The organism is Bacillus sp. ISL-55, from assembly GCF_018613155.1.
GTDB lineage: Bacteria > Bacillota > Bacilli > Bacillales > Cytobacillaceae > Mesobacillus.
Window position 1 is genome coordinate 39,060 of record NZ_JAGGQU010000035.1, and the last position, 10,575, is coordinate 49,634.

Below are 10,575 nucleotides of genomic sequence, written 5' to 3' on the forward strand. Positions count from 1 at the left end.
ATTCCTTCATTGTTAATACCCACTCAAAACCTCAGACATTCGTTCCAATTTTGAATTATAGCTATCCTCAGTTTCATAAGGGCTTTCTTCCAGAAATTCTACAACCCTTTCATCAACTGGCATACCGCTTCGTACAAATTCTCGCATCATAATAATATCTCGCTCTTTCATCGTTCTCTCCTTCTTTTTCCTCCCAATGCCTTGTAAGAAGTTGTTAATATGCATATCCTTTTGTTCCTCCAAGCAAATTGCTTTAAAATTGCATTTATCACATTGCTCTTTATTCTCTGTCTTGTGGAACACACCCATAACTTCTGTGTCGGGTATATTTATGTGTTCTTCTAACTCAGCCATTCTCTTCGCACTTTGCTGAATTATATTTCGTAGACTATCAGTATCGTATGTATCTATAACATATGATTTGCTTGTGCCATTTTCTAAGTATTCATTACTCACCAGGATGTCTTGTATGTTCGCTCCATATGTATTTTCTAAATACATTGCATAGAGAGCAAGCTGTTGTGCATCTTGCGGTTTCTTCTTTCCCGACTTCCAGTCAATAATTCCCCATATATCATTATCTTGGTCATGATATATTAGATCGGCTGAAAGAATCACTTTAACTCCATCCACATAAAATGAACGGAATTTTTCCGCCTCCATTATTTTTACACTTCCTTTAACAATAAGTTCATTAATTGTTGTAGAATGGATAAATCCGCTAACGCACTTGTCTATTCTTTGCTTGATAAACTGAGTAGTATTCTTACCCAAACCACCATCATAATAAATCTCATAAAGCATAGTATTTGCTTTGGGATCTTTGTACCACAGGTCTAAATCACTTTTGGACTTTCTAAACGACTGTTCAAGCATATCACTCAACCTTCCCCTTATTTTAGTTTCAGATAAGACCTCTCCTGTTTCCATAAATGTATTAACTTCTTCTTCAATGATTTGGTGAAGCAATTCTCCAAAGAGTAAAAACACATTTTTTATGTGTTTCAATCGCCATGCAAGTTGGAGGAATGGTGGCTTACTCTCAAACTCACCTCTCTTAGCAATATAATAGTTTAATGCCCACTTCATTTCGCACTCCATTAGCATCTTGTGTTTTGACAGTGACCAGAACCCGTATTTATTACGCATTTATCTCTCTCCTTTTTTAATAGGGTTGTCTATGTAACAGCATTAAAAAGACACTCTCCATTTATCGGAAAATGCCTTATCTTTACTCACTGAATTTTGTTGTTTCTTATATAACAGATACATATTTCCACTCCTCCATTGTTCAGTAGTTTTAATATATCGCATTATTAACCGTCAATTTATTTCTAAAGCACTATCAGAAGTTATTAATCGCTTCATCAATTATGTATTCTTTTACCCTAACCCAGATATCTATTATGCTATATGTTTCGATTTCCTCATTGTTCAGATAGCTCCATATTTCATCTTCATAGTCATCTTCATTGACAAAGGAAAGAAGGTAATCAGTTGTAGAATTATACTCTTCTCTCCTTCTGTAACAAAAGGTATTATCCAATGCAATGTTTGCAAGACCATTTATGATTTCATCCAATTTCCTTATCAAATCCTTACCACCCTTTTTCTATATTATCCACGCTAATGTCCAGAATGTTTTTTTGTAAATTACCAATTCTAATTTCACATATCCCCCAAAAGGCCCTTGACGCCAGTCATTAGCTTTCTATTATTTATTACATACTTCTCCTACAATCTTTATTTTTTGAACCAACCTAAATTTACAACAGGCTAATATTCTTCACCTATTAACCAAAACAACCTTTTATTGCACGTATCACTTTCAATGCCATTTCATTTTGGAGTTCAATTTTCGATTTTGTAGTTTCACTCAACTTAGTTGTTCCTCTAATTGGTGTGATTATCTTTTTAGGTTTTATTGGTTTATTCATGTGCAATCCTCCTAATTAAGATGAAAAGCCACCCCACTCTATACAATAGCAAAAGGCCACATTTCTTTTACTCGTAGCAAGTCTGTTTCTAAAGGAGTTTTTCAACTTAACTACATACCAATCTAAATATCCATCTGTTGGTAAAAATTAGATCCCTGTTGTATGATTGACTTAATTTTATATACTTCATTTTCAACCTCTAATAGTCTTTTAAATGCAATTACTTCACTATCACTTGATTCACTACATAAATTTTCAATTTGTTCAGATACTCTCTGAAGTAAAAGATTTATGATTCCAAATTTCCTCTCAATCATTAGCTTCTCCGATTCTCTTAACCTTATTAATGCCAAGTCCGTATTTACCTTATTGATAAATTCATAAAAATCAAGATTACCTTTTTTCTGATTACAAGATAAACAACTCGTTACGCAATTCGAAAAGGTTGTATGGCCGCCCTTCGAGATGGGTTTGATGTGTTCCAGTGTATTGCCTTCCTTCCGACAATAAAAGCAAGTGTACGAATCTCTTTCAAATATCATTCTCCGAATAGCCTTATGGCTAAAAGGCTTAAAAATCTTCGTTTCACTTACGACAAATGCTAATCCCTCTTTAACTAATGAGGTTGCAATTTCATAGGATGTTTTATAACTGTATGACTTTCCCTTTACGAGTTGTACTTTAATCTCTGCACCTTTTTTTAGAACTCTATCTTTGCGATCAGGATTGTTTTTATGTATCTTTCGCTTGATTTTGAAGCATTTCTTGCAAACACCTTTTCTTTTACGAGAAGACTTTTTATCAAATTCCGTATAATACTTCTCTTTACCGCAAAAAGTACAGTTCTTGTACAGCATACAGACAGTTCCAACTTCCATTAACCTCTTCTCCCTTCCTTTAACATTAGGTATTTATACTTTCTATGATTAGGATTATTGTGAGCAAAACATGAACGTTGATTGCTACCATGAAAATACGTTTTGACACACTATGTCTAATCTCTCTCTTTACACCATGACTGTTGAGGAGTTCATCTATTGTAATAATAGTAACGATAAAGCCACCAATTATGAGAAGCATCACGACTTGAATTAGTTCCATCACCACCCATTACCTTCTTCGATTTATTAGTTCAATAGCTTTATCAATTCTCTTTATGATTTTACTAAAACCAAAATCAGGCACTCTTGAAGCAGGTCGGTATGGATTCTTCTTTCTTGCCTTCCCTCTACTAATTCCTGTTTTTTTCTGCACATTATCACCCCTAATACGTTTGTGAAAAATTATTTATGAATTGTGATATTACTGTTAAAAGAGAAGTATCTTTATAAAAGCTCCTATTATCATCCCACTAATAAGCATCAAGAGATCCATGGTTATATCACTAATGGTATCCTCTTTTACCAATTTACTAATTGACTTGTTTAAACCTGACATAAACCTTCCTCCTTTTTTCTAATACCGTTACCTAAGCAACATTAAAAAAACCGACCAGGAAATTCCTGATCGGTTTTAAAGTGTTCATTATTTAATTGGATAATATGGTCTAATAAACAATTTTTCATAAATTGCTCCCTTATATCTCCAAGTATTAGTTCTGTATTGGTGTATTTTGTAAAGAATATCATAAACCACCTATTTTAATAAGTCAATAGATTATATTCAATATATTGGTAATTACATGGATATCAAATGATTAGAGTTTTTATCTTGGAGAGACACTTTTCTTATGGAGTGTTCTAAATAGTGAGGGACAACTATCAACTAATCAGTAGTTTATTAGGTGGTTAATAGAAAGAGATTTATTGCTCATTATCGGGATCATAGCTATTTATTATCTACTCTCTATATTGATTATATCTGCTGAGCAGGTCATGATTAGATAATAAATTAGGAGAATTTATACATTACTCTTTTAGTCCCGCTTTCTTTACTGCTACTGACCATAGACCATTACCCAATCGCCTGGAGATATAATATGCCGTTGGGAGGTTCTTTCCCTCTGCCCATTTCTTATACTCGGCTATGGTCAAGTGACTTACTCCCGTTTCCCTGGTTGCTATTTGCAATATACTAATTAGTTCCTCATGTTCACTATTCCCCATTGATACGTCTGCTACCTGGAGTGCTTTTTTCCAATACCCTCCCCCTAATTGTTTTGTGATTTGGGATACTGACGGCAATCCTTTGTCTTTTGCCCAATTAGTATAGTCCACTTGACTTAAATACTCTTTCCTAACTTCTCGTATTGCCATATTTAATATTTCGATAAGTTCAATTTCGCTGTAACTCTTTTTACTTATATCACGATTAAAATATAAAGCTACCTCTTCCCAACTTGCACGAAGCCTTGCTTTAAATGCAGATGCAGAAAGAAAGCCTTTTGGTTTTGCAAAAGAATCCCATTCAGACATTGTAGGAAATCTACCATTTTCAATAAGATATTCTTCAAAATTTTTTACTTCGTTTTCCCATCTTTGCTTTGTTTCTTCTGGTGTTTGCCGATACCACAAAGTTACTTCTCGGTTCCTGAGCTTATTTTCTCTGTCACGTTTTCTCGATTCTTGAAGTTGGGTAAATAGATCAAACTCTTTTTCTTTAGTTTCTATTACACAGTTGGTAGATTGAGCATTATTTTTCAAATTAGTCCCCCCTTCTCAAAAATCCCCTTTTAGATAGCCACTGTTGATATTCTCACATTTGAAATAATGTCATTATAAATGATCATATTAATCTAACAAAATTGTCCATTAGTGATGTAAAATCAGCTTTAATATTTAATTTTTATTGCTAATGTTGCCCATTCCTTTTCTTGTTCTGGAGAATAAATCTCATATGTTCCATCTATCATTTCTTTCATTGACCAACCTTCACAGTCAAAATCTTGAAGCGGAATGTCCTCATACATCGATTGAAACGTATCATATATTTTTATGTCTGTTACTTGCACTTTCATAGTCTCATCTTGTTCGGGAACCTTTATGAATTCAATCGTATCTCCAATTTTTATCTTTCTTCTCTTTTCATCATTTAAGCGTACTTCAACCTTTTTCTTTCCATCTTTAATAGAATCAAAATACTCACCATACAAACCCATTTGATGTATCATTCTTTATTTCACCTCGTTTTGTAATAAACTTCCCTTCATAGTTTAAAGAATCGGCAGTTCCCAATCTTCTAAAAGTCCCCAAGTAATTTCAGGCTTTCCATTTAATGATTTCATTGAACCCACATAAACTTTTTCATTGTACTTTCCTATTTCTTCGTAATGTTTAACTATTTCTTTGGTTGTTGCTGAAACATTGTGATTCAGAATATCTTCATAACCAATCCATGATAGTGAACCTTCATCACTTTCAAGTAAAGTAGTATTTTTAGATACCATTCCATTGAAAACATATTGAATTCGAATTTCTTGACTATCCTTTATCCTAAGTACAATGTATTTAATTGCAAGATTTTTTATGTAATCACTCTTTAAACCCGTTTCTTCTTCTATCTCTCTTAAACAAGCTCTTTTAGGATCATTTATTTCATTACCTTCTATATGACCGCCAATTGGCACTATCAATCCCGCAAGAAATGTATCCACTGGCTTCTTTTGAAGAAATAAAACTTCATGTTCTTCATTTTTAAGAAAAGCAACTGACATTTGTCTAAGTTTCATCACCTTAACCTCCCTATAGAGTTTATTTATATTTTTCTTTATTAAGTTCTTCTTTTAGATAAAAACACTTTTCTAAATCTATATCATATACATTTGCTAATCCAATGACATAATACAGCACATCATATAGTTCTTCTTCAATTGTGCCTTTAATTGTTCCTTGTTGTTCCAATCTTTTATCCTTACGCAATACCTCTGCAAGTTCTCCAACTTCTTCAATTAACTTTTGAAAATAAGCATTCTTTAATTCTGGTTTGTAATCCTTTGCCTTAATGTAATTCTGCAATTCTTTAATCGTGATATTCTTCTCCATTTTATCTCCCTCTTTTATTGTACTCGCAAAATGATTGTATTTTTAAAAATCAAAATCTTACTTTTTACAATATCTGCACTTAGAACTTCGTCTACTGTTAGGTGCTTTCTTCCATTCATGACCATTCTCACATTGCCACCAGTGTTCTTCTCTTGCGTATGCTCCTACTTCATAAGGGCTTGTACTACCATTTTTGGTTGGATGCCATTGTTTAGCTATTTCTGGTTTTTTAACCGCTAATGACTTTTCTCGCTTTGCCTTTTTCGGTAAGTAACGACCATATAATTCATAGCAAGTTGGACAGCCCCGCCCCTCTACCCGACTATAAACAAAGGCAGGATAACTATGGCTTCTCTCACATATCCAAAATACTTTATCATGAGATCCTTTTGTCACTTCTGAGGGTGTTAGGTCTCCATTCTGTTTGTAGTCCCATTCCTGTACAAGATGCGGATGTGTAGTAGAAAGACAGTTTGTATCATTTACCCTTTTACCTGCACAATAAGGACATCCCTCACCGCCACCAGTTCTCTCATTAATCATCTTATCGTATGTCGATCCACAAGTTGGACAATCCCAATAAACAAGTTGATTAGAAAAAGGTAAATATGTATCGGGAGAATTAAAATCGTTATTCTCATAATTCCATTCTTTTGCGATTTCAGGGAACAATAACTCTAAATTATGCTCTTCCGTTGCAACCTGACCATGACACACCTTACATCCATGACCTTGTGCTTTGCTTCCTATCTGAGCTAAAGTTGAGTGCTTTTGTTCACAGATAAACCAAGCCTTGAAATTTGAATATTGCTTGAAATGTTCAGGTCTTAACGGATAGTTTTTCTCATAATCCCATATGTCTTCTATTTCTGGACACTTTTCCAATAAATTATCCTTTTCTATAATAGGTGGGATTTGAGCAAGAATAGGGATATTGTCAATATCAACATTGACCTTATTTATGAATCTATTAATTTCATTTGTAAATCCATTATTTTGTTTATCAATCATAGATAATAGGTGTTTTATCATGTTACCAATCGTTTTATTCGAAGAACGTTCATAGAGGTATTCCTGGACTCCCTCAATATCAAGAGGTGGTAATCCATTATCTCTAATACGCATTAAGCGATATCCTTTTTCTACTAATAATCGACTCTTTTCCCTATCGGTCACTATTCTTTCCCTATGGGTATGTCCACCATCATATTCAATGACGAGATTCAGAGAAGGGATGAAAACATCTACGGATTTGTAGTTTCCTATTCCCTCAATTTGGGCATTTAACTTTGCATCGGTAAAAAGTTGTTTTATATAAAAATAAATAGCCAGTTCTGGAAACCCAACATTATATCTTTCATGACATTTCGGACATCCAGTATTCTTAATGGCCCTACTTTTTGCTTGTGTTTTCCAAACATGCTCACATTCTTTACAACACCAAACGATACTCTTGTCCGAGCCAGAGCTTACATTAAGTGGAGTATTCTCCTTATTTTCTATTGTATGCCACTCTTCAAGAAGTTCTGGTCGTTCATCTGCAATGAAACCTCTTATATTTTTCATATATAATTCTCCAATATTTACACCATAATTTTTACTCTAATGTCATTAAGATAGTGACAGGCTACGATGTAATTCCAACGTAGCTCTTATTCTTCATGCTACTAACTTGTTTTTTCAAATTATATCCATTAATTTATATCTATTTTAACAGAGAAGACACTCGATGTAGGCGTAACTTTTTAATCAACCATCAATATGTATAAACAGGAACATTTGTTCTATAATAAACAAGAGGTGATATAGTGGCGTTACGTGATCGTGGCAAACTCAAATGGAATTCAGCATTTTTCATGCCTGAACAAGTTACAATGCTAAGAGATTTCATGGAAGACTCTCGAAGAGAAAGCAAGCCTATTCTGGATGAATACCAATTTGAGGAATTTGAGAGAGATATGCTCTTCTCAATGGAGTATGTTGTTCCTTTAAAATTAAAAGTTTGGCGGGAAGGCATTTTCTCAGATTATAAGGGGTTATTGCATAGACTTGATGAAAAAAGCAGAAATGTTTACTTAGAAGTAGAGAATCGTGGGATTGTTAGAATCAACTTTAATGAAATTGTTGGTGTAGAAGTGGAAGATATCTAATATAGTCTTGGTAAAGTTATTAACAAAATAACATTGTCCCAATATTGTCCTCTAATTGTCCTGTAGATGACTGTTTATGGCAACATAAAAATGTAGGTTATGGCATTTAATTTGTGCAGGCCCCGAGGGGCCTGCACAAATTAAAAAAGGCCACTTGTCAACATTCCAAAACACACATACACTTCCTGTTGGGTACAAAACGTGCAGGAGGTATTAAGGAGATGTTGGCTGTGGCCGAGATTAAGTATATCAGACATGAAGTTAACAATAAAGGCTGCGGGTATGCAGATGTAGCTAAAAGAATGGGGAAAGATTCAAGGACGATTAAGAAATACGCGGACTTGGAAGATTTCAACGAAAAGCCTAAAAAGAAACAGACAAGAACAGCACCTGTATTAGATCCAGTGAAAGCCATACTAGATGAATGGATTAGGGAGGATCTGAAAAAGAAAAAGAAGTTTCGTAGAACAGCCAAGAGAATGTGGGAACTATTGAAAGATCATCATGGATTTAAAGGATCCGACCGAACGGTCAGGGACTATGTTTCCACAAGGAAAAAAGACTTCCTCAACGAGACGGATGAGGCTGCTCTTCCACTCAAATCCATTCCAGGAACCGCCCAAGTGGATTTTGGTGAAGCTCCATTTATCTATGGAGGAGAAGAAATTGTATTACCGTTCCTAGTGATGTCCTTCCCTTCCAGTAACGGCTTTTATTTTCAGGCTTTCCCATCCCAAAATAAGGAGTGTTTCCTTGAGGGGATGAAAAGAGTATTTCACCATATGGGTGGAGTACCCAAGGCTATTAGGTTTGATAACCTCACTCCTGCCGTTAAGAAAGTCTTGCCAAATGGTGAACGGCAACTAACGGACGAGTTCCAGAACTTCGTCCTTCACTACGGTTTCGAGTGTGAATTCTGCAATCCTAATAGTGGTAATGAAAAGGGCCATGTGGAAGCAATGGTCAAGTATATCAGAAATAATTTCCTCCTCCCAGGACTTCATGTCATCAACCTGGACGAGCTAAATAAGGAATTATGGGCTATGGCAGAGAAAGACCGTGATAGGAAGCATTACCAGAAGGAGAAGATGATTTCAGAACTCTTTGAAGAGGATAAGTCTGCCTTCCTCTTATTACCGTCTAAAGAGTACGAGTGTGTCAGGTATGAAACCCTGAAAGCTGATAAGTATGGATATATCAAGTTGGATCTTAATCTGTACTCCACTTCTCCCCGATATGCGCAAAGCAAGGTACTGGTGAAAATTTCATATGACAAGGTGGATATCTTGAATGATAATCACCAGCTTGTCGTCAGTCATTCCCGGCTTTATGGCCAGTATAGAAAGTCCATGAAATGGCAGCCGTATCTGAACCTGATGGCCAAACGGCCTACGGCACTTAAATATACAGGGTTTTATGACCAACTTCCGGAAGAATGGAAGAACTATTTTGAAGCATGTACAGTGGCAGAAAAGCCGGAGGCACTGAAACTATTATCAACGATCTTAAAGGACCATGATTTCATCATGATTACTAAAGCACTGGTCATGGCCTCTGAACGTGGGCATCCCTCCGTGGATGCGATTAAACAAGTATTCTATCAACTTATTAATGGACGTGGAATCCGAAGTGACATAAAGCCGAGGTCGTCTTTGCCTCAACTCCCAGATGCGACACGAGGACTAGGACATTATGACAAGCTCCATAAGGGAGTGGAATCATAATGAATGACCTAATTAAGTCTTATGCAAAAAAACTGAAGTTGAGCTGGATCAAGGAGCACTTTGATGAAGTGGAAGCTACGAGTAATCAAGAATATCTACTTAAGCTTTTTCAAGCTGAAATCCAGCAGCGTGAAGAGCGAAGGATGAATCTCCTTTTAACACAGGCCACCCTCCCAAAAGTGAAAGGAAAACCGTTTGATTGGGGTGAGGTCCAGGTTCCAGCAGGATTGACAAAGGAATCCCTATTAAATGGAGAGTTCATGGAAAGACAAGAGAATGCGATATTTTACGGAGGGGTAGGCGTTGGAAAGACCTATCTAGCGACCTTAATTGGTTTGAATGCCATACATAGGTTTGGCAAATCAGTTAAGTTCTACACAGTGGCAGGGTTAGTAAACCGGCTTCTAGAGGCAAATGAAAAGGGTACTTTGCCGAAATTGTTCAAGCAAATAGAAAAGCTGGATCTATTAATCCTTGATGAACTGGGGTATATTCCACTGCACAAGCAAGGTGGAGAACTATTATTCCAAGTTATTTCGATGTGTTATGAGTCCAAGAGTATTATTATTACGACCAATCTTCAGTTCGGTCAGTGGAACCATGTCTTTGGAGATCCCATACTAACGGAAGCAGTCATTGACCGACTGATCCATCACTCTCATCTGGTGGTATTTAATGGCGATAGTCATCGCTATAAGGAGTCATTATTACAAAATTAGAATACGGTTGGCAGGTGGCTACATTTTTAACTGCCGTTTCATGCATTTTTTGCTTGCCAAATACA

At 35.6% G+C, this 10,575-nt stretch carries 12 protein-coding genes; 3 read left to right on the plus strand and 9 right to left on the minus strand.

What is annotated here, in order from left to right; translation table 11 throughout:
- Window positions 1-12: 12 nt before the first annotated feature.
- The 9 genes from J7E32_RS16655 to J7E32_RS16695 form a co-directional block, all read right to left on the minus strand.
- On the minus strand, window positions 13-1,149 hold the full coding sequence (locus J7E32_RS16655) for a PD-(D/E)XK nuclease family protein (RefSeq protein WP_214909484.1): 1,137 nt from the start codon (window positions 1,147-1,149) through the stop codon (window positions 13-15).
- 196 nt (window positions 1,150-1,345) lie between these two features.
- On the minus strand, window positions 1,346-1,582 hold the full coding sequence (locus J7E32_RS16660) for a hypothetical protein (RefSeq protein WP_214909486.1): 237 nt from the start codon (window positions 1,580-1,582) through the stop codon (window positions 1,346-1,348).
- Window positions 1,583-1,793: 211 nt separating this feature from the next.
- Complete coding sequence (locus tag J7E32_RS16665; RefSeq protein ID WP_214909488.1) at window positions 1,794-1,937, minus strand: hypothetical protein; 144 nt, start codon at window positions 1,935-1,937, stop codon at window positions 1,794-1,796.
- A 122-nt stretch (window positions 1,938-2,059) separates the two neighbouring features.
- Window positions 2,060-2,815: an HNH endonuclease gene (locus tag J7E32_RS16670; protein ID WP_214909496.1), complete on the minus strand. Its 756-nt coding sequence runs from the start codon at window positions 2,813-2,815 to the stop codon at window positions 2,060-2,062.
- A 1,029-nt stretch (window positions 2,816-3,844) separates the two neighbouring features.
- Window positions 3,845-4,579 (minus strand): hypothetical protein, encoded by a 735-nt coding sequence (locus tag J7E32_RS16675; RefSeq protein ID WP_214909498.1) that lies wholly within the window; start codon window positions 4,577-4,579, stop codon window positions 3,845-3,847.
- A 128-nt stretch (window positions 4,580-4,707) separates the two neighbouring features.
- On the minus strand, window positions 4,708-5,046 hold the full coding sequence (locus J7E32_RS16680; RefSeq protein WP_214909506.1) for an ASCH domain-containing protein: 339 nt from the start codon (window positions 5,044-5,046) through the stop codon (window positions 4,708-4,710).
- Window positions 5,047-5,088: 42 nt separating this feature from the next.
- A complete protein-coding gene (locus J7E32_RS16685) occupies window positions 5,089-5,604 on the minus strand; it encodes an NUDIX domain-containing protein (RefSeq protein ID WP_214909508.1) in 516 nt (171 codons plus the stop codon).
- Window positions 5,605-5,626: 22 nt separating this feature from the next.
- Entirely contained in the window at window positions 5,627-5,917 is a 291-nt protein-coding gene (locus J7E32_RS16690) for a MazG nucleotide pyrophosphohydrolase domain-containing protein (protein ID WP_214909510.1), read from the minus strand.
- Between the two features lie 57 nt (window positions 5,918-5,974).
- Window positions 5,975-7,483: a zinc-ribbon domain-containing protein gene (locus J7E32_RS16695; protein ID WP_214909511.1), complete on the minus strand. Its 1,509-nt coding sequence runs from the start codon at window positions 7,481-7,483 to the stop codon at window positions 5,975-5,977.
- Between the two features lie 242 nt (window positions 7,484-7,725).
- Between J7E32_RS16695 and J7E32_RS16700 the strand changes: the two genes are divergently transcribed.
- The 3 genes from J7E32_RS16700 (at window position 7,726) to istB (ending at window position 10,510) form a co-directional block, all read left to right on the plus strand.
- A complete protein-coding gene (locus J7E32_RS16700) occupies window positions 7,726-8,067 on the plus strand; it encodes a YolD-like family protein (protein WP_214909512.1) in 342 nt (113 codons plus the stop codon).
- Between the two features lie 221 nt (window positions 8,068-8,288).
- Window positions 8,289-9,791, plus strand: a complete 1,503-nt coding sequence (gene istA, locus J7E32_RS16705) for an IS21 family transposase (protein ID WP_214909514.1) — start codon at window positions 8,289-8,291, stop codon at window positions 9,789-9,791.
- Window positions 9,791-10,510: an IS21-like element helper ATPase IstB gene (gene istB / locus J7E32_RS16710; protein WP_214909521.1), complete on the plus strand. Its 720-nt coding sequence runs from the start codon at window positions 9,791-9,793 to the stop codon at window positions 10,508-10,510. Before istA ends, istB begins: the two co-directional genes overlap by 1 nt.
- The last annotated feature ends 65 nt before the right edge of the window (window positions 10,511-10,575 follow it).

Excerpts from the sequence above, each read along its gene's own strand:
- J7E32_RS16655 (WP_214909484.1), bottom strand. The coding sequence starts at position 1,149 with ATGCGTAATAAATACGGGTTCTGGTCACTGTCAAAACACAAGATGCTA.
- J7E32_RS16685 (WP_214909508.1), bottom strand. The coding sequence starts at position 5,604 with ATGAAACTTAGACAAATGTCAGTTGCTTTTCTTAAAAATGAAGAACAT.
- J7E32_RS16680 (WP_214909506.1), bottom strand. The coding sequence starts at position 5,046 with ATGATACATCAAATGGGTTTGTATGGTGAGTATTTTGATTCTATTAAA.
- J7E32_RS16690 (WP_214909510.1), bottom strand. The coding sequence starts at position 5,917 with ATGGAGAAGAATATCACGATTAAAGAATTGCAGAATTACATTAAGGCA.
- J7E32_RS16695 (WP_214909511.1), bottom strand. The coding sequence starts at position 7,483 with ATGAAAAATATAAGAGGTTTCATTGCAGATGAACGACCAGAACTTCTT.
- J7E32_RS16665 (WP_214909488.1), bottom strand. The coding sequence starts at position 1,937 with ATGAATAAACCAATAAAACCTAAAAAGATAATCACACCAATTAGAGGA.
- J7E32_RS16670 (WP_214909496.1), bottom strand. The coding sequence starts at position 2,815 with ATGGAAGTTGGAACTGTCTGTATGCTGTACAAGAACTGTACTTTTTGC.
- istB (WP_214909521.1), top strand. The coding sequence starts at position 9,791 with ATGAATGACCTAATTAAGTCTTATGCAAAAAAACTGAAGTTGAGCTGG.
- istA (WP_214909514.1), top strand. The coding sequence starts at position 8,289 with ATGTTGGCTGTGGCCGAGATTAAGTATATCAGACATGAAGTTAACAAT.